The 18,656-nt window shown below is 70.5% G+C and carries 13 protein-coding genes; 4 read left to right on the forward strand and 9 right to left on the reverse strand.

The window, feature by feature from the left end:
• Both treS and AB0I15_RS00425 read right to left on the reverse strand, forming a co-directional pair.
• Nucleotides 1-1,701: a maltose alpha-D-glucosyltransferase gene (gene treS / locus AB0I15_RS00420; protein WP_358087778.1), complete on the reverse strand. Its 1,701-nt coding sequence runs from the start codon at nucleotides 1,699-1,701 to the stop codon at nucleotides 1-3.
• A 71-nt stretch (nucleotides 1,702-1,772) separates the two neighbouring features.
• A complete protein-coding gene (locus AB0I15_RS00425) occupies nucleotides 1,773-3,839 on the reverse strand; it encodes an alpha-1,4-glucan--maltose-1-phosphate maltosyltransferase (RefSeq protein ID WP_358087781.1) in 2,067 nt (688 codons plus the stop codon).
• A 244-nt stretch (nucleotides 3,840-4,083) separates the two neighbouring features.
• On the opposite strand from AB0I15_RS00425, the gene glgP reads away from it, so the two are divergent.
• Together glgP and AB0I15_RS00435 are read left to right on the forward strand one after the other, a co-directional pair.
• Entirely contained in the window at nucleotides 4,084-6,666 is a 2,583-nt protein-coding gene (gene glgP / locus AB0I15_RS00430) for an alpha-glucan family phosphorylase (protein ID WP_358087784.1), read from the forward strand.
• Nucleotides 6,667-6,714: 48 nt separating this feature from the next.
• Nucleotides 6,715-7,611 carry a MurR/RpiR family transcriptional regulator gene (locus AB0I15_RS00435; RefSeq protein ID WP_358087786.1) on the forward strand — a complete coding sequence of 299 codons (897 nt, stop codon included), beginning with the start codon at nucleotides 6,715-6,717 and terminating at the stop codon, nucleotides 7,609-7,611.
• Here the strand turns inward: AB0I15_RS00435 and AB0I15_RS00440 are convergent.
• From AB0I15_RS00440 to AB0I15_RS00450, 3 genes are all read right to left on the reverse strand, one after another.
• Complete coding sequence (locus AB0I15_RS00440) at nucleotides 7,574-9,367, reverse strand: N-acetylmuramoyl-L-alanine amidase (protein WP_358087789.1); 1,794 nt, start codon at nucleotides 9,365-9,367, stop codon at nucleotides 7,574-7,576. The two genes, AB0I15_RS00435 and AB0I15_RS00440, sit on opposite strands and share 38 nt — an antisense overlap.
• A 211-nt stretch (nucleotides 9,368-9,578) precedes the next feature.
• Nucleotides 9,579-11,381 (reverse strand): ABC transporter ATP-binding protein, encoded by a 1,803-nt coding sequence (locus AB0I15_RS00445; protein WP_358087792.1) that lies wholly within the window; start codon nucleotides 11,379-11,381, stop codon nucleotides 9,579-9,581.
• The gene (locus tag AB0I15_RS00450) at nucleotides 11,378-13,120 is read right to left on the reverse strand and encodes an ABC transporter ATP-binding protein (RefSeq protein WP_358087795.1); all 1,743 of its coding nucleotides are present in this window, start codon (nucleotides 13,118-13,120) and stop codon (nucleotides 11,378-11,380) included. The genes AB0I15_RS00445 and AB0I15_RS00450 overlap by 4 nt, the downstream gene beginning before the upstream one ends.
• 177 nt (nucleotides 13,121-13,297) lie before the next feature.
• Between AB0I15_RS00450 and AB0I15_RS00455 the strand changes: the two genes are divergently transcribed.
• Nucleotides 13,298-14,083 (forward strand): methyltransferase domain-containing protein, encoded by a 786-nt coding sequence (locus tag AB0I15_RS00455; protein WP_358087798.1) that lies wholly within the window; start codon nucleotides 13,298-13,300, stop codon nucleotides 14,081-14,083.
• Here the strand turns inward: AB0I15_RS00455 and AB0I15_RS00460 are convergent.
• Nucleotides 14,067-15,044 carry a zinc-binding dehydrogenase gene (locus AB0I15_RS00460; protein WP_358087800.1) on the reverse strand — a complete coding sequence of 326 codons (978 nt, stop codon included), beginning with the start codon at nucleotides 15,042-15,044 and terminating at the stop codon, nucleotides 14,067-14,069. The genes AB0I15_RS00455 and AB0I15_RS00460 overlap by 17 nt on opposite strands.
• Before the next feature lie 280 nt (nucleotides 15,045-15,324).
• On the reverse strand, nucleotides 15,325-16,254 hold the full coding sequence (locus AB0I15_RS00465; protein WP_358087803.1) for a zinc-binding dehydrogenase: 930 nt from the start codon (nucleotides 16,252-16,254) through the stop codon (nucleotides 15,325-15,327).
• A 96-nt stretch (nucleotides 16,255-16,350) separates the two neighbouring features.
• Between AB0I15_RS00465 and AB0I15_RS00470 the strand changes: the two genes are divergently transcribed.
• Entirely contained in the window at nucleotides 16,351-16,977 is a 627-nt protein-coding gene (locus tag AB0I15_RS00470) for a TetR/AcrR family transcriptional regulator (protein ID WP_358087806.1), read from the forward strand.
• 433 nt (nucleotides 16,978-17,410) lie between these two features.
• Here the strand turns inward: AB0I15_RS00470 and AB0I15_RS00475 are convergent, their stop codons facing one another.
• Nucleotides 17,411-17,842, reverse strand: coding sequence for a VOC family protein (locus AB0I15_RS00475; RefSeq protein ID WP_358087808.1), 432 nt, complete (start codon nucleotides 17,840-17,842; stop codon nucleotides 17,411-17,413).
• Between the two features lie 78 nt (nucleotides 17,843-17,920).
• The gene (locus AB0I15_RS00480) at nucleotides 17,921-18,586 is read right to left on the reverse strand and encodes an NAD(P)H-binding protein (RefSeq protein ID WP_358087810.1); all 666 of its coding nucleotides are present in this window, start codon (nucleotides 18,584-18,586) and stop codon (nucleotides 17,921-17,923) included.
• Between the last annotated feature and the right edge of the window lie 70 nt (nucleotides 18,587-18,656).

The raw sequence follows: 18,656 nt of genomic DNA on the forward strand, positions 1-18,656 counted from the left end.
CTACTCCTCCTGGGTGATGGCCGGCGGGAGTGTGAACCAGTAGAACCCATGCCCTGGAAGCGTCAAAAGATACGGAAGTTCGCCAATTGCCGGAAATGGTACGCCTCCCATGGTCTCCACGGGAGAGACCCCGACGAACCTCCGCAGGTCGAGCTCCACCGGTTGCGGAAAACGTGACAGGTTGTTCACGCAGAGCATCCGGTCGTCGCCCAGTTCCCTGACGAACGCGAGCACGCTGGGGTTGGAGGAGTTGAGCTCGGCGTAGCCTCCCAGGCCGAACACCGGGTGGCGCTTGCGGATCTCGATCATGCGCCTGGTCCAGTGCAGCAGCGAGCCGCCGTTCTTCTGCTGGGCCTCGACGTTGATGCCCTGGTAGCCGTAGATCGGGTCCATGATGACCGGCAGGTAGAGCCGGCCCGGGTCGCAGTCGGAGAACCCGGCGTTGCGGTCGGGGTCCCACTGCATGGGCGTGCGGACGCCGTCGCGGTCGCCGAGCCAGATGTTGTCGCCCATGCCGATCTCGTCGCCGTAGTAGAGCACGGGCGAGCCGGGCAGCGACAGGAGCAGGGCGGTGAACAGCTCGATCTGGTTCCGGTCGTTCTCCAGCAGGGGCGCCAGGCGGCGGCGGATGCCGACGTTGGCGCGCATGCGGGGATCCTTGGCGTACTCGGTGTACATGTAGTCGCGTTCCTCGTCCGTGACCATCTCGAGCGTCAGCTCGTCGTGGTTACGGAGGAAGATCCCCCACTGGCAGTTTTCCGGAATTTTCGGCGTTTGCGCCAAAATTTCGGAAATGGGGTAGCGCGATTCCCGGCGTACGGCCATGAAGATGCGGGGCATAAGCGGGAAATGGAATGCCATGTGGCATTCGTCCCCACCACCTACCGGATCGCCGAAATACTCCACCACGTCCGACGGCCACTGGTTCGCCTCGGCGAGCAGCACCCGGTCGGGGAAGAGCCGGTCGACCTCGGTCCTGATCCGCTTGAGGTATTCGTGCGTCCTCGGCAGGTTCTCGCAGTTGGTGCCCTCTTCCTCGAAGAGGTACGGCACCGCGTCCAGCCGGAACCCGTCGATGCCCAGGTCGAGCCAGAACCGCAGCACCTCGAGCATCGCCTTCTGCACGTCCGGGTTCTCGTAGTTGAGGTCCGGCTGGTGGTGGAAGAAGCGGTGCCAGTAGTACTGGCCGCGCACGGGGTCGTAGGTCCAGTTGGACGTCTCGGTGTCGATGAAGATGATCCGGGCGTCCTGGTATTTCTCATCGGAGTCGGACCACACGTAGAAGTCGCCGAAGGGGCCCTCCGGATCGTGCCGCGACGCCTGGAACCAGGGGTGAGCGTCGCTGGTGTGGTTCATGACGAGGTCGGCGATGACGCGCATGCCGCGTTTGTGTGCCTCGTCCACCAGTTTCACGAAGTCGCCGAGGTCTCCGAACTCGGGCAGGATCTTCATGAAGTCCGCGATGTCGTAGCCGCCGTCACGCAGGGGCGACTCGAACAGCGGCAGCAGCCAGAGGCAGTCCACCCCGAGCCACTGCAGGTAGTCGAGCTTGCTGATGAGGCCCTTGATGTCGCCGGTGCCGTCGCCGTTGGAGTCGGCGAAGCCCCTGATGAGGACCTCGTAGAAGACCGCGCGCTTGTACCAGTAAGGATCGCGCGGCTTTTCCTCGTCAAAGGTGTTGGGAATGGGTGTGGAGCTCATGAGCCGCCCCGCAGAGGGCTCATGAGGGAGGCGCTATCACACACGTTGAAGACTCCCCGCTGAATTCAGTTCTACCGTGGCGCGGCTCGTACGGTGAGAATATGGGCAGGCTGGATATGGGGGTCGAGGCGTACATAGTTGCTCTGTTTCCAGCGGTAGGACTCGCCTGACAATTCGTCGTCGACGACGAACTCGGCGTTCCAGTCGAGACCGATGGCGGGCAGGTCGAGATCTACGGTCGCCTCGTGGGTGTGGTGTGGATCCAGATTGATGACCGCCAGAACGACGTCGCCCAGCCCGTGCCTTCGTGTGGCCGTGTCATAGGCGCCCGGGAGCCGTTTCGAGAAGCAAACGATGTCCGGTTGGTCGACCCTGTGGAACCGTAGGTTACGCAATTCCTGTAGTGCCGGATGCGCTCTTCGGAACAAATTCAGATGGGTGATGAAGGGAGCGAGACTCCGTCCGTCGCGTTCGGCGGCTATCCAATCGCGCGGTCTGTACTGATATTTCTCGCTATCCAGGTATTCCTCGCTGCCCGGACGCACCGGTACGTTTTCCGCGAGCTCGTACCCGGAGTAGACGCCCCAGCTCGGCGAGGCGAGCGCGGCGAGCACCGCCCTGATCTTGAACGCGGGGACGCCGCCTTGCTGCAGGTAGTCGTGCAGGATGTCGGGCGTGTTCACGAACAGGTTGGGCCGCAGGTAGCACGAGGTCTCGTGGGAGAGCTCCGTGAGGTAGGTCTCCACGTCGTACTTGGAGTTCTTCCACGTGAAGTACGTGTAGGACTGGTGGAAGCCGACCTTGGCCAGCGTCCGCATCATGGCGGGCCGGGTGAACGCCTCCGACAGGAAGATCACGTCGGGGTCGGTCCGATGGATGTCGGCCAGCATGCGCTCCCAGAACGCGACCGGCTTGGTGTGCGGGTTGTCCACGCGGAAGATCCGCACCCCGTGGTCCATCCAGTGTCGCAGCACCCGCCTGACCTCGGCGTAGACCCCCTCGGGATCCCTGTCGAAGTTGACCGGGTAGATGTCCTGGTATTTCTTGGGCGGGTTCTCGGCGTACGCGATCGAGCCGTCGGCCCTGATCGTGAACCACTCGGGGTGCTCCTTGACCCACGGGTGGTCGGGCGAGCACTGGAGCGCGAAGTCGAGCGCGACCTCCATGCCCAGCTCCCTGGTGCGGCCGACGAACTCCTCGAAGTCTGCGAGTGTGCCCAGGTCGGGATGGACGGCGTCATGGCCGCCGTCCTCCGAGCCGATCGCCCACGGTGAGCCGGGCTCGTCCGGTTCGGGGCTCAGCGTGTTGTTGCGGCCCTTCCTGAACGTGGCGCCGATCGGGTGGATGGGCGGCAGGTAGACGACGTCGAAGCCCATCTTGGCGATGGCGGGGAGCCGTTTGGCGGCAGTCTGGAAATTTCCGGACTTGCTGATGCCGAGCTCGTTGACGATCGCGCCTTCGGACCTGGGGAAGAACTCGTACCAGGAGCCGTAGAGGGCCCTGCGCCGGTCCACCCGGATCTTGTACGACTTCGACCTGGTGACCAGCTCGCGGAACGGGTGGGCCTCCAGCAGCGCGGCGGTGTCGGGAAGCTGGGCGATCGACAGCCGGGCCCTCGGGTCCAGCTCCTCGTCACGCAATGTGGCCGAGACCGACAGCAGCGCCGCCCGATGCCCGCAGGCGCCGTCGCCGTTCTTCTTCGCGTTCCCGTTCTGCTTGGGCTGCCCGTTGGGGCAGTCGGCCGCGCGCACGGCCTTGGCCGCCCGCTCGAACAGCCGGGCGCCCTCCTCGCACATGAGATCGACGTCCATGCCTCGGGGGATCTTGATCTCGGCGTCGTGCAGCCACGTGCTGATCGGGTCGCTCCATGCCTCCACGCGGAACAGCCAGTCGCCCTCGGCGGGCAGACTCACGTCCACGCCCCAGCGATCGGTGCCGGGCGCGAGCTCGCGCATAGGTCTCAGGCGGCCACGCTGCCCGTCGGGCGAGGTCAGCACCACGCCCGCGGCCACGGCGTCGTGGCCCTCTCGGAAGACGGTCGCCGAGACCACGAAGGTCTCGCCGGCGACCGCTTTGGCGGGCCACGGCCCGCAGTCGACGACGGGGGAGATGTCCGTGATGGGAATTCGTCCGATCATCGCAATCAAGGGTTTGCGGCGGCACTCCCGGTGCCGCCGGAGGCTTTCCCTGGCAGGAACGATCCTTGCATGTAAATTGTGGACAGCAGCGGATAGACCTCCCGAGAGTGTCTTCGGGAGAGCCCAACAATGAGGAAAGTTGCCCCAATAGTCCCTCTTCATGCTTGTTCCCGGAAGGGGTTTGAACGGCCTTCATGGGGGTGAAGGACTCAGAGGTCCCTCCTAGCCCGTAGGGTGCAGAAACGTGAGAGCTATCCGCCGTTTTACCGTCCGCACCGTCCTGCCCGCGGAGCTGGCCGCCCTCGGCGAGCTTGTCCACAATCTCCGCTGGTCATGGCATCCGGAGACGATGGACCTCTTCGCGGAGGTCGACGCAGAGCTTTGGGAACAGGTCGGGCACGATCCCGTGGCCCTTCTCGGCGCCGTCACACCGGCCCGGCTGAGCGAGCTGGCCGCCGACCGCCGCTTCCTGCGCCGCCTCGCCGACGCCGCCGACGACCTGCGCGAATACATGACGTCGCCGCGCTGGTACCAGACTTTGCCCGACGGGGCGCGCGCCATCGCCTACTTCTCCCCCGAATACGGCATCGCGGCCGCGCTGCCCCAGTATTCGGGCGGTCTGGGCATCCTGGCCGGAGACCACCTCAAGGCCGCCAGCGACCTCGGCGTGCCGATCCTCGCGGTGGGGCTGCTCTACCGGCACGGTTACTTCACTCAGTCGCTGTCGCCAGAGGGCTGGCAGCTCGAGCACTACCCCTCGCTCGACGCGGGCGGGCTGCCGCTGACCCTGCTGAAGGACGCCGAGGGCACGCCGGTCAAGATCCGGCTGGCCCTGCCCGACGACCGTGAGCTGTACGCCCAGGTGTGGGTGGCGCAGGTCGGCCGAGTGCCGCTGCTGCTGCTCGACTCCGACGTGGCCGAGAACGACGCCGCCGCCAGAGACATCACCGACCGCCTCTACGGCGGCGGCACCGACCACCGGCTGCTGCAGGAGCTGCTGCTGGGGGTCGGCGGCGTACGCGCGATCAGGGCCTACTGCAAGATCACCGGCCACGCCGACCCCGAGGTCTTCCACACCAACGAGGGGCACGCCGGTTTCCTCGGCCTGGAGCGCATCCGAGAGCTGACCGAGGCGCGGCTGTCGTTCGACGAGGCCCTCGAGGCCGTGCGCGCGGGCACCGTGTTCACCACCCACACGCCCGTCCCCGCCGGGATCGACCGCTTCCCGGTGGACATGATCGAGCGCCAGTTCGGCGGCGCGCGCGCCTGGCCGACCGTGCCCGTGGAGCGCATCCTCGCGCTGGGCGCGGAGTCCGACCCCGGGCGGTTCAACATGGCCGTCATGGGCATGCGGCTGGCCCAGCGGGTCAACGGCGTGTCCCAGCTCCACGGCGAGGTCAGCCGGGACATGTTCAAGAATCTTTGGCCCGGATTCGACCTCGACGAGATCCCGATCGGGTCGATCACCAACGGCGTGCACGCGCCCACCTGGGTCGGCAGGGAGCTCATGGAGCTGGCGGGGCGCGAGCTGCCCTCGCTGATCGAGCGGGCCCGCGGCTGGGAGGGCATCCAGAAGATCTCCGACGCCGACCTCTGGCAGATCCGCGGCACGCTGCGCAAACGGCTGGTCGAGGGCGCCCGGGTGCGGCTGCGCAAGGCGTGGCGCGAGCGCGGGGCCTCCGACGCCGAGCTCGGCTGGATCGACGACACGCTCGACCCCGACGTGCTGACGATCGGGTTCGCCCGGCGGGTGCCGTCGTACAAGCGGCTCACGCTCATGCTGCGCGACCCGAAGCGGCTCACCGAGCTGCTGCTCGACCCCGACAAGCCCGTCCAGATCGTGATCGCCGGCAAGGCCCACCCCGCCGACGAGGGCGGCAAGAAGCTGATCCAGCAGATCGTCAAGTTCGCCGACCAGCAGAAGGTCCGGCACCGGATCGTGTTCCTGCCCGACTACGACATGTCGCTCGGGCAGCTCATGACCCAGGGCTGCGACGTCTGGCTGAACAACCCGCTGCGCCCGCTGGAGGCGTCCGGCACGTCGGGGATGAAGTCCGCGCTCAACGGCGGGCTCAACCTGTCGATCCGCGACGGCTGGTGGGACGAGTGGTACGACGGCACCAACGGCTGGGCCATCCCCACCGCCGACGGGGTGAGCGACGTCGACCGGCGCGACGAGCTCGAGGCCGCCGCCCTCTACGACCTGATCGAGCACGAGGTGTCCGACCGGTTCTACGACCGTCCCATCGATGGCCTGCCGCGGCGCTGGCTGGAGATGGTCAAGCACACGCTGGCCTCGCTCGGGCCGAAGGTGCTGGCCGGGCGCATGCTGCGCGACTACGTGGTCGGCCTCTACAGCCCGGCCGCCGCCTCGGCCCGCGCGCTGTCGGCCGACGGCCACGCGGGGGCCAAGGCGTTCGCCGCCTGGCGGGTGCGGGTGGCCCAGGCCTGGCCCGGGGTCCGCGTCGAGCACGTCGAGGCGACGGGGGTGGGCGACACCCCCGAGGTCGGGGCCGCCATCGAGCTGCACGCCACGATCGCGCTCGGCGACCTGGAGCCCGGCGACGTGCTGGCCGAGGCCGCGTACGGCAAGGTCGGGCCGCACGACGAGCTGGTGCACCCGCAGTACGCGAAGCTGACCCCGGGGTCGCTCGACGACGACGGGCGCGCCCACTACACGGGGGTGGTCCCGCTCGACCGCACCGGGGCGTTCGGCTACACCGTGCGGGTCGTCCCCAACCACGCGCTGGTCGCCACACCGGCGGAGCTCGGACTGATCGCCGTGCCGGAAGAACCGGCCGGCATGACGAACGGCACTTTGCGTTAGCTACCGGGCCCTGCTCGGACGAGGGAGACAGGCGGCATAATCAGGACCGTGGACGACAGCGGGAACGGCCTGCGGGCAGACACTCTGGTGGCCACGGTCCGAGGTGTGCTGCCGTCCCTGACGCCTGCCGCCCAGACCGTCGCCCGCCTCATTCTCGAGGACCCCGCGACGGTGGCCAGGAGCACCATCACCGAGCTCTCCGCCGCCTCCGGCACCAGCGAGGCCACGATCGTGCGCACGGCCCGGCTGCTCGGGTTCGCCGGATATCCGCAGCTCAGGCTGGCTTTAGCAGCGGCCGCCGCGCAGCCCGACCGGCTGGTGCCCGGCGACCTGGCCCCCGACGACCCACTGTCGGAGGTCATCCAGAAGGTGGCGCGGGCCGAGTCGGAGGCGATCAACGACACCGTCGCCCAGCTCACCTCCGAGCGGCTCGGCCTGGTGATCGACGCGATCGTCGGGGCCCGGCGGATCGACGCCTACGGGGTCGGCGCCTCCGGGCTCGTCGCCGAGGACGTCGCCCAGAAGCTGCTGCGCATCGGGCTGTCCAGCCACGCCTTCCAGGACGCGCACCTGGCGCTCACCAGCGCGGTGCTGCTGAAGGAGGGCGACGTGGCCATCGGCATCAGCACATCGGGGGAGACCCCCGACGTGATCGAGCCGCTGAGCCGCGCCAAGGAGGCGGGGGCCACCACGGTCGCCATCACCAACAACCCCCGCTCGTCCATCGCGGAGCTGGCCGAACACGTGCTGATCTCGGCCGGGCGCGAGACGGAGTTCCGCCCCGGCGCCCTGGCCAGCAGAATCAGCCAGCTCCTCGTCGTCGACTGCGTCTTCGTCGGCGTCGCCCAGCGCACGTTCGACTCCTCCCAGGAGGCGCTCGCGAGCACCAGGCGCGCCGTCAAAGAGTTCACACGTCGGACGTCACCAGCACGTCGTCAGCCTTGACGAACATGATCCGGTGGCCGAACTGGATCTGCAGATAGTCGGTCTGGCCGCGCACCACCTTGTGGTCCTCCAGGTTGAAGGTGACCGCGCGGTAGTACTCGGTGTCCGCCTCGCCGGCCAGCGTGTACTTCTCGCCTGCCGAGAACGTGTACTGCAGCGGGGTCACCGCCTGGTACGGGACGCCCGGCGGGTAGGCTTCCTGCTCCGGGTAGGCCCTGCCGAACACCGGGACGGTCGCCTTGCCCGGCTTCGGCGTCACCACGAGGCCCTTGGAGGGCACGGCCGTCGGCGCGCTCGCCGGGTTGTGGAACCAGGCCTTCTGCCCGAGGTACCAGATGGCCGTCCAGTCGCCCTGGCGGCCGGCCACGGCGAAGCGCTGGCCGGTGCTGGCGCGGGCGCTGTGGTCGTACACGCTGTAGAGGGACCCGCCCGTCGGGTGCTTGCCGATGTCCTTGACCAGCGGGGCGTCGGGGCGCGGCTCGGTGCGGAGCCAGACGGTGTGGGCGGGCAGCGGCGGGCAGGCGGCCTCCGGATTCTTGCGGTCGCAGCCATAGAAGTACGGCTTGTTCGTGGCGAAGTCCGGCCTGATCATGACCGAGCCCGCCCTGGCCCCGCCGGACGACTGCAGCGGCGCGCCCATGAGCTGGAAGTAGTGCGCCCAGTCCCAGAACGGGCCCGGGTCCTCGTGCATGCCGCGCACGGTCGTCGGCAGCGTGCCGGGGACGTTGTCGTGGCCCAGGATGTGGGCGCGGTCCAGCGGCACGCCGTGCCTGAGCGCCAGGTAGCGGACGAGGCGGGCCGAGGAGCGGTACATCGCCTCGGTGTACCAGGTGCCGCCCTCGGCCAGGAAGCCCTCATGCTCGAGACCGATGGACTTGGCGTTGATGTACCAGTTCCCGGCCTGCCAGCCGACGTCCTTGGTCTTGATGTGCTGGGCAATGTGGCCGTCGGAGGAGCGAATGGAGTAGTGCCAGCTCGCGGGGTAGTTGGGGTCCTGGTTGAGGCGGATGGAGGGCAGGAAATATCCCTCCATGTCGTGAATGATGATGTAGTCGACCTTCTGGCTGGACGGCCGGTTCGCCAGGTCGTAGTGGCCGTAGTCGTCAGGAGGCAGCTCCTGGTAGGCGGCCGGGATCCACTCGCACGAGATCGAGGCCGGGCACTCCACCCCGTCGGGGCGGGCCGGCGGGCGCAGGCCGAGCTTGTCGAGCCACGTCTCGACCGTGTCGAGGCCGGGCACCGGCGGCAGCGTGAGCCGCTGCCCGTCGTCGGTGGTCCGCTCGGCGCCCGTCTTGATCGTGGCGAAGACCTCGTCGGCGAAGAACCGGGCCGCGCCGGCCTCCTCGGCGCCCGAGTATTTGGCAACGGCTCCGTACCACTGGCCCGGGTCGTCGCTCAGGGGGGCGCCCAGGCTCTTCTGGTAGTCGGCCAGCAGCGCCGCGCCACCGCGGATGTTGGCGGTGTCGTCGGTACGCAGCCGCTCGTGGCTCTCCCCGGTCAGCGCGGCGGCCCGCTCCATGGTGCGGAGCGAGGCGGGGGGCGTGGCCGGGGACGGCTGGGCGGTGGGCGCGGGCAGGGGCCGGCCGTCGTCGCCCCGCGCGTCCTCCGCGTCCTCGCTGTGGTGGTTGGAGGAGGTGAAGGCGGCGGCGTCGGTCAGGTGCATCGGCCCGAACCCGGCGTCGCTGGAGGGCTGCCCGGCGTGGGCGTCCCAGCGCGACTCCAGGTAGGAGACGCCGAGCAGCACGCTCTCGGGCACCCGGAACTCTCTCGCGGCCGCGGCGAACGCCTGCTGCCGGTCGGCGGGTCGCTGAGCGTGGGCTGCGCTTATATTGCTTAAGGGCAACAGGGCGACGAAGGAGATCGCCAGTAGTCTGCGCATGAACCACTCCTCGGGGCTGGGGGGCGCGTAGTGCAGTTCAGCGTCTCAACATTTTCCTTCGCAGGCGAGATCTTTGCGAAGATATTTTTCACTCCTTGACGCCGTGCCAGGTGTGCCAGAGCGCGGCGTACGCGCCTCCGCCCGCGACCAGGTCCGCGTGCGTCCCCAGCTCCGTGAGCCGACCGTCCCGCATGACCGCCACCCGGTCCGCGTCGTGGGCCGTCTGGAGGCGGTGCGCGATCGCGACCACGGTACGGCCCTCCAGCACGGCCGCCAATGCGCGCTCGGTATGGCGGGCCGTGGCCGGGTCGAGAAGCGCGGTGGCCTCGTCGAGGATCAGCGTGTGGGGGTCGGCCAGCACCACGCGGGCCAGGGCGAGCTGCTGGGCCTGCGCGCCGTCCGGCCGGTGGGCCCCGTGGCCGAGGTCGGTGTCCAGGCCGCCGGGCAGGTCGCCGATCCAGTCTGCGCCCACGGCTTCCAGGGCCTTGAGCAGCTCGGCGTCGGTGGCGGCGGGGGCCGCGATGCGCAGGTTGTCGCCCACCGTGCCGAGGAACACGTGGTGCTCCTGGGTGACGAGGACGACGCGCTCCCGCAGCCGGTCGGGGTCGAGGCCGGCCACGGGCACCCCGCCGACGGTGACGGAGCCGCTTCTGGGAGCGTCCATGCCCGCCAGGAGCCGGCCCAGCGTCGTCTTGCCCGCGCCCGAGGGGCCGACGACGGCCAGGCGCTCGCCGGGCCGGATGGACAGGTCCACGCCGTGCAGCACGTCGGGGCCGCCGTCGTAGGCGTAACGCACACCGGCGACCTCCAGCCGGTCGTCCACCGGTGCGGGGGACACGGCGGCCGGCCCCGGCGGCGGCGCGAGGGCCAGGCCCTCCACGCGGGCGAAGGAGGCGGTGCTGCTCTGCAGGCGCTCGAGCTGCTCGAGGATGGTGTCCAGGGGCTGGGAGAGCTGGCGCAGGTAGAGCGCGGCGGCGACGACCGTGCCCAGCGTCATGGAGCCAGGGTCCCGCATCATGAGCGCGCCCCCGGCCAGCAGTACGGCGGCCACCGGGACGGAGTACGACACGTCCACGATCGGGAAGAGCACACTGCGCAGGAACAGGGTCCGCAGCCGGCTGCGCCGGCACTCCTCGATCGTGCGCCGGCAACTGCTGAGCCGGCGGTGCTCGAGCCGCAGCGCCGCCACCGTCCGCGCGCCGCCGGTCGTGGCCGCGAGCTCCTCGGCCAGGGCGGAGTTGGCCGCGCCCTCGGCCAGGTACGCCGTGACCGCCCGCCGCAGGTACCACCGGGAGGCGAACCAGATGCCGACGAGGCCGAGCAGCCCGCAGGCGCCGAGCAGCGGGTCGAGCACGAAGACCGCGCCCAGGATGAACAGCGCCTGCACGGCGGCGATGAGCACGTCGGGCCCGGCGTCGCGCAGCGTGGCCCCGACCGCCGCCACGTCGGTGGTGCCCCGGGTGATCAGGTCGCCGGTGCCCGCCCGTTCGACCGCCGAGACGGGCATGGCGAGGGCTCGCTCGGTGAACTGCTCGCGGATGCGGGCCAGCGTGCGCTCGCCGAAACGGTGGCCGACGTAGCTCGCGTACCGGGACAGCAGGAGCTGGGCCAGCGCGAAGCCGAGCAGCGCCAGGGCCAGCCGGTCCACGGCGGCGACGCCCGCGCCCGATTTGACCGTGTCGATGATGCGGCCGAGCAGCCAGGGACCGGCCAGCCCCGCTCCGGCGGCCAGGGCGTTGAGGGCGATCATGACGGCGAACGCCCGGCCGTCCGCGCGGATCAACCGCAGCGCGGCACGCCGGGTCACGGCGGGCTGAGCAACGGGCAACCCGGTCGGGCTGGTCGGGCTGGTCGCGTTGGTTGGGTCTTTTGCGTCGGTCGCGTCGGTCATCGGGCGGCCTCCGCGAGTGGGACGTCGTCGTCGTCGTTCGTGCCCCGGGACACCAGCGAGCGGTAGCCCGGGTGCTCGCGGAGCAGGTCGTGGTGCGTGCCCGAGGCCGCGACCCGGCCGCCGACCAGGAAGTGCACCGTGTCCGCCCGGTCCAGGACGAGGGGCGAGGTGGTGGTGACGGCCGTGGTGCGGCCCGCCCGCGCGGCCCGCAGGCGGCTCGCGATGTTCGCCTCGGTGTGGGCGTCCACGGCCGAGGTGGGCTCGGCGGCCAGCAGGATCTCGGGCTCGGCCAGCAGGGCGCGGGCCAGGCGTACGCGCTGGCGCTGGCCACCGGACAGGTTGCGCCCCTGCGGCGCGACGTCCGAGTCGAGCCCGTCGGGGAGCGCCTGGACGATGTCGTCGGCCAGGGCGTCGTGGACGGCCCGTTCGATGGCCGCGTCGTCCGGGTCCCGGCTGCCCGCGACGACTTCGCGCAGCGGTCCGGCGAACAGGTCCGCCTCGTTGTCCGCCACCAGGATCCGCTCGCGCAGCCGCACCGGGTCGATGTCGTCCAGGCGGATCCCGCCCCAGGTCGCGGCCGAGGCGGTGAAGGCGCCCAACCGGTCCAGCACCGCCGCGGACTCCGCCGGGCGGGCGCTGACCAGCGCCGTGAGCGTCCCTGGCGCGATCTCCACACCGGACTCGGGGTCGTGCAGAGGGGACGGCTCCGCGGGCGGCTCCGTGGGCGGCTCCGCGCCGCCGTCCTCGGTGTCGGGCCGCAGGTTCAGCAGGTGGATCACCCTGCGGGCGGCGACCAGGCCGCGGCTGAGGTCGTAGCCGCCCTCGACGAAGAACGAGACCGGCACCACCAGCACGGCGGCGTACCCGTACACGGCGACCAGTTCGCCGGTGGTGATGTCGCCCTGCGCGGCCATCCGGGCCGCCAGCCACGTCACCGCGCCCAGGAACAGCGTGGGCAGGCCGACCCCCACCGCCTGGATCCAGCTCGTCACCGCGCCGACCCGGTAACCCTTCTCCCGCAGCTCCTGGGAGCCCTGGCGGTAGCGGCCGGCGTACACGTCCTTGCCGCCGATGCCGTTCAGCACCCGCAGCCCGCCCGCGATGTCGCTGAACCGCTCGGCGAGGTCGCCCTGCATCATCCGGTACGCCGTCTCGGCGCCGCGCAGGCGCCCCAGCAGCGGGCCGACCACGGCGACGAGCAGCGGCACGCCGAGCAGGACCACTACGGCGAGCAGCGGCGAGACCGACAGCAGCAGCGCGGCCACGACGATGTACGACAGGACCGCGCCGACGCCAGGGCCGGTGATCGTGAGCGTCTGGGCCATCACGGCGGCGTCGGTGAACCCGATCGTGACCACCTCCCCGGCCGTGACCTTGCGCGGCAGCGCGGCGCCGAGGCGGGTGGCGTGCAGGATCACGACCTGGACGGTACGGAAGGTGGCGTCCATGCGAACCCGCGTCATCGTCCGGTGCCGCATGATGGCCAGCCACGCGTTCAGCCCTCCGACGCCCAGCACCGCGGCGACCCAGCCCACCAGCGCGGTCATGTTCCCGGGGGTCAGGCCGTCGTCGATCGCGCGGGACAGGAAGTACGGCGGCAACGTCAGGCACACCATCCACGCCGTCCCGAGGAACGCCCCGGCGAGGACCCGGCCGCGCTGACTCGTGACCAGCCACCACAGGTACCGTCCAGCACTCCGGCCATCGGGAACCCCGGGGTCCATGATCCGTTCCGTCATGTATTGCACCCTAATGAGCAAAGCGTCCCCTAACCGAAGGCGGGGTCCCCCACCCAGGTCACCCACGACGCCGCGGATCGCTTCGGCTCGGGCGGATCTGGGAGTGGACCGGGGGTGCGGTGCTCAGGCGGTGTCGGAGGGGTGGACCGGGTGGGGTGGGCGTGTGATGCTCGGGCGGTGCCGGACTACTATCGCGACCTGGCCGCCGACTACCACTGGATCTTCCCCGACGAGGTCGTGGACTTCCCCGGCGTCATCGGCGGCACCTCCTCCGAGAACCTCGAGCTGATCGAGGCGACCGTACGCACCCTGCCACGCGGCGCCACGGTGCTCGACTGTGCGTGCGGCATCGGCACGGACGCCATGGCGCTGAACCACGCGGGCTTCCAGGTGACCGCCACCGACGGCAGCCCCGCCATGGCGGCCGAGGCCAGGCGCCGGCTGCCCGCCGAGGTGCAGGTGCTCGTCGCCCGCTGGGAACGCCTGCCCGCCGCCGTGTCCGCGGCCGGCTCGTACGAACTGGTCCTGTGCCTGGGCAACTCCCTGGTGCACGCCGGCTCGCACGAGGCCATGGTGGCCGCGCTGACGGGGATGCGCGAGGTGCTCTCGCCCACGGGCACGCTGATCGTGGACTCCCGCAACTGGGAGCTGCTCTACCGGGAGCGCCCCCGCATCGTGCCCGCCGACCGCGTACGCGAGCGGGACGGCGTCCGCTCCTGGTGCCTGTACGTCTGGAACATCCCCGACCAGTTCGGCGAGCCGTGCCTGGCCGAGGTCCTGTTCCTGCGGGAGAACCCGGACGGAACCCTGGAGCACCAGCGGCACCCCATCGACTTCCAGCCGTTCACGCCCGCCGACCTGGAGGCCAGGCTCGCCGAGGCCGGCCTCGTGGTGACCGGCTCGTCCTACCGCCCTGACCGGCAGCGGTACGCGTTCACCTGCCGGGCTACGGCACGAGAATGACCTTGCCCGTGGTCTGCCGGGTCTCGAGGGCGGCATGCGCCTGCGCGGCCTGCGCCAGCGGGAACGTCTGCACGGCCGGCACCAGCCGGCCCTCGGCCGCCGCCTCCAGAGCCTTGGCCTCGTACGCGGGGCGTTCCTCCGGCCGGCCGAGCAGAATCATCAGGGCGTTGGTGGCGGTCAGGTCCCGCTCCTTGAGCGTCTCGGGGTCGGGCTCGTAGAGCTCCGCGGAGGCGGTGCCGATGGTGACGTACCGGCCGCCGTCGGCGAGCAGTTCGAACGCCGCCCGCGCCTTGTCACCGCCCACCCCGTCGAGCAGGGCGGTGACCGTACGGCCGCCCAGCCGCTCGGCCACGCCGTCCTGCCAGCCGGGCTCGTCGTAGTCCACGGCCAGGTCGGCGCCCAGCTCGCGGACGTCCGCCACCTTGGCCGGGCCGCCGGCCGCGCCGATCACCGTGGCGCCGAGGGAGCGCGCGTACTGGACGAGCAGGCGGCCGATCCCGCCCGCCGCGGACGTCACCAGGACGACGTCGGACGGGGTGAGCTTGGCCACGTCCAGGAACTCGAGGGCGGTGCAGCCGGTGACGATCATGGCCACCGCCGTCTCGTAGCTCAGTCCGCCGGGCAGCCGGTGCAGGGCCGTCACATCGGCGACCGCCAGCTCGGCGTACCCGCCCGGCCGGCCACCGGAGGTCACGACATCGCGCCCGATCCAGGCGGAGTCCACACCGGGGCCCACGGCGTCCACCCGGCCGGCCACCTCCCCGCCGAAGATGGCGGGAAGCTCGGGCAGCGGCGGCATCAGACCGCCGGCTCCGCCCGCGCGCATCTTGGTCTCCACCAGGTGCACACCCGCCGCCTTGACGACGACCCGCACCTGCCCAGGGCCGGGCTCGGGGTCGGGGACGGTCTCGTAGCGCAGGTTCTCGGCGGGGCCGAAGGAGTGCAGAACGACGGCATGCATGGGGTTCTCCTGGAGGTCGTGAACAAGTGCGTCACTCCGAGCCTGCAATCTCAACCAAGCTTGAGGTCAAGTCACCACCCATACCGCAACGCCACGTCCAGGACGAGCCTTGCCATGCAGGCGGCATTCACACCGTGGGATCACGTCGCGGGCGGCTCCACCGTGTAGACAACACTCGGCCCATCAGTCCACATCCGGGGCCGTCTTGCCGCCGTACGGGCGGTGTGCGCGGCCGGGTCATGTCCGGGGTGGGCTTGCCGTGCGGGTGGTGTGGGCGCGGTCAGGTTACGTCCAGGACGGCCTTGCCGTGTAGGCGGCGTTCGCGCAAAGCGTGTACGGCCTCGTCCGCCTGGTTCCAGTCGCCGCGCCAGGAGATCCCCGCGTCGAGGTCGCCCGCCGCGACGCGCTCGGCGAGCCAGGTCAGGTCGGGGACGAGGTCGGCGCCGTCCAGCAGGAAGAAGGTGACGAGGGAGCGGTCATGCCGCCCGCTGTCGCCGAACAGTGCCCCGAACGGGAACGTCTCCGGCTCTCCAGTCCCGTGCCCGACGGCGACCAGCGTGCCGTGCGGCGCCAGCTTGCCGAACGCCGCCACGAGCTGGCCCCCGCCGACGTTGTCCACCACGCCGTCCACCGGCAGGTCCGCCTGGTCGGGGTGGGCGATCACCTCGTGGGCGCCCAGGGCACGCAGCGCGTCGCCGTGCCGCGCCGGGTCCCCGGTGGAGGCCAGCACGTGGGCGCCGCCGCGACGGGCGAGCTGTACGGCGTACCGGCCCACGCCCCCGGTGGCGCCCGTCACCAGGACGCGCTTGCCCAGCACGGGCCCCATCCTGCGGAGCGCGCGCAGCGCACTGGCGCCCGCGACCGGGATCGTACTGATCGCTCCGAGGTCGGCGCCCGCCGGGACGAGGCCGAGCTTGGTGGTGTCCACCGCCCGCAGCTCCGCCCATGCGCCGTCCCAGCCGATGGTGATCACGGGGGTTCCGGCGGCCGGGCCCGAGCCGTCGGCGGCGGCGCGTTCGACCACGCCCGCCGCGTCCCAGCCCGGCACGGTGCCGTCAGGGGCCTCGGCGATCAGGTGGCCGACCTCGCCGTAGTTGAGCGAGGTGGCGCTCACCCTGACGAGGGCCTGGTGCGGCGCGGGCTCAGGGTCCGGGGTCGCGCCGAGGCGCAGACCGGCTGCGGTGGAGTGGTCGACAAGGAGGGCACGCATGAGGTGACGCCTTTCACGGAGATGGTGACACCTCATTTATGCCACTCAGTGGCACAAGCCTGCAAGTGGCGTTTGCTCCTGCGGTACGCTGACGCCATGACCCCAGGCTCCCCGCTGCGCGAACGCAAGAAGCAGCGGACCCGTCAGGCGCTGATCGACACGGCCCTCACCCTGTTCGGCGAACGTGGCTTCGGCGGCGTCACCCTGGACGAGCTCTGCGAGGAGGTGGAGGTGTCCAAGCGCACGTTCTTCCGCTACTTCGGCGGCAAGGAGGACGTCGCGATGGCGCCGCTCGAGGACATGTGGCGCGCCTTCCTCGAAGAACTGGAGACGGCCGCGCCCGAAGGCGGGCCGCTGCTGGCGCTGATGGAGGATAGCCTGCTGGCCGCGCTGGACCGGGTGGCGGACGAGGCGTGGGCGAGCCGGGCCCTGACGAGCTACCGCCTGTCCCAGGACACCCCTTCGGTCAACGCGCACAGCCTGCACTTCTGTGAGAGCACCATGCGTACGGTGCTGGAGGTCCTCAACGGCAGGCTCGACCTGCCCGGCGACCCGCGCCCCCGGCTGGCCGGCGACATGCTGGTCGCGGCGTGGCACCACGCACTCGACGGCTGGGCCACCCGGCCGGGGGAGCCACCGGACAAGCGCGAGCTCATAGCCCGCGTCCGCGACGCCGTCGCCGCCCTCCCCGGCGCCCTCACCCTGACCGCAAACCCCCGATAACTACACTTCCCCGGACGTGCCGCGTCCCCGGACGTGGGGTTTCTCCGCGGCTCGTTTCTCCACGCGTGCCGCGTTCCCGGGCGTGGAGTGTCGTCGGATGTCGTGTTTCTCCGCGGTCCGCCGCTTCTCCACGTGTGCCGCTTCTCCGGGAATGCTGCTTCCCCGCGCGTCACGTTTCCCGCGCGTCACGTTTCCCCGCGCGTCACGCTTCTCCGCCCGCACGAACTTCTACGCGCGGTGCTTCTTCGGGCGTCGCGTTTCTTCGTACGGCTGCTCTCTGGACGGACGCCTCGTCGCAAGCGTCCCTTCGTCGGAGGTGAATCCGGCCTTGAGCCTCCCGCCTCGCTCCTCCTCCCGGACAGGAGATGTGCCGAAGTCGTCCATGGCTCTGTGGAGCAGACCTGGGGGTGGAATCGGGAGGAGGTGTCCGGTGTCAGGTGGCGAAGACCTGGGTGTCGTCGGCGAATGCCTTGAACTCCAGGGCGTTGCCTGCCGGGTCGAGCAGGAACATCGTCCATTGTTCGCCGGTCTCGCCCTGGAAACGTACGTAGGGCTCGATGACGAACGTGGTGCCCGCTTTGCGGAGGCGGTCGGCGAGCGTGTGGAAGTTGGGGACGGTCAGGATGAGGCCGAAGTGTGGCACCGGGACGTCGTGGCCGTCGACCGGGTTGTGGACGCGCTGGGGGCGGGCCGGTGCGAGGTGGGTGACGAACTGGTGGCCGTGGAGGTTCCAGTCGACCCAGGTGTCGGCGCTCCGGCCCTGCTCCAGGCCCAGCACCTCGCCGTAGAAGTGCCGGGCGGCGGCCAGGTCGTCGACCGGCATGGCCAGGTGGAACCGCGGGATGGGGAGATCGGTGGAGGGCATGGGTGTGGCTTTCCTTCCTGCGCGCGGCGGCCTTCCTGAGCCACCGGGTCTGATGGGCGGGGGAGACGATCAGACAGGTCAGAGGCTGGGCCGGCCGGTCGCTAGCGCGGCGACCGCGTCGGCCACGGGCGTCCGTCCGGAGGTGAGTTCGACGATGGTGCGGCTGAGGGCAGGCTCGTGCAGCGCGGCGGCGATGAACGCGGCGACGTCGTCTCGGGGCACCTCGCCGTACTCGATCGCCGGTCCGGCCGTGACGTGGCCGGTGCCCGGGGTGTCGAGGAGGGTGCCGGGCCGGACGATCAGCCAGTCCAGGCCGGTACGGGTGAGGTGGACGTCCGCGCTCTTCTTGACCCTGATGTAGTGCTCGAAGCCCTCGCTACGCGCGCCGTCGCGCAGGGCGTCCGGGAACGCCGAGACGAGGACGAACCGTGACGCCCCGGCGCGTACGGCCGCGTCGGCGGCCTTCTCCAGGCCCTTGCCGTCGATCAGGGTGGTCTTGTCCCGGCCGGTGCCGTGCGCGCCGGCGGAGAACACCACCGCGTCATGCCCGGTGAGCTTGGCCGCCAGTTCCTCCGCCGAGTCGCCGATGAGATCCCCGGCGAGCGGGATCGCGCCGGAGGCGCGGACGGTGTCGGCCTGAGCGGGGTCGCGGTACATGCCCGTGACCTGGTCGCCCCGGTCGGCCAGCAGTCGGGCGAGCCTGCGCCCGACGCCGCCGGCGGCGCCGATCTGGAACACCTTCATGTCGATCACCCTGGATTGTCGTAATGTAAACATTAGGACAATAACGCGCTGATGTTAACATTGACACATC

The organism is Nonomuraea sp. NPDC050643, from assembly GCF_040654715.1.
In the GTDB taxonomy this organism is placed as follows: domain Bacteria; phylum Actinomycetota; class Actinomycetes; order Streptosporangiales; family Streptosporangiaceae; genus Nonomuraea.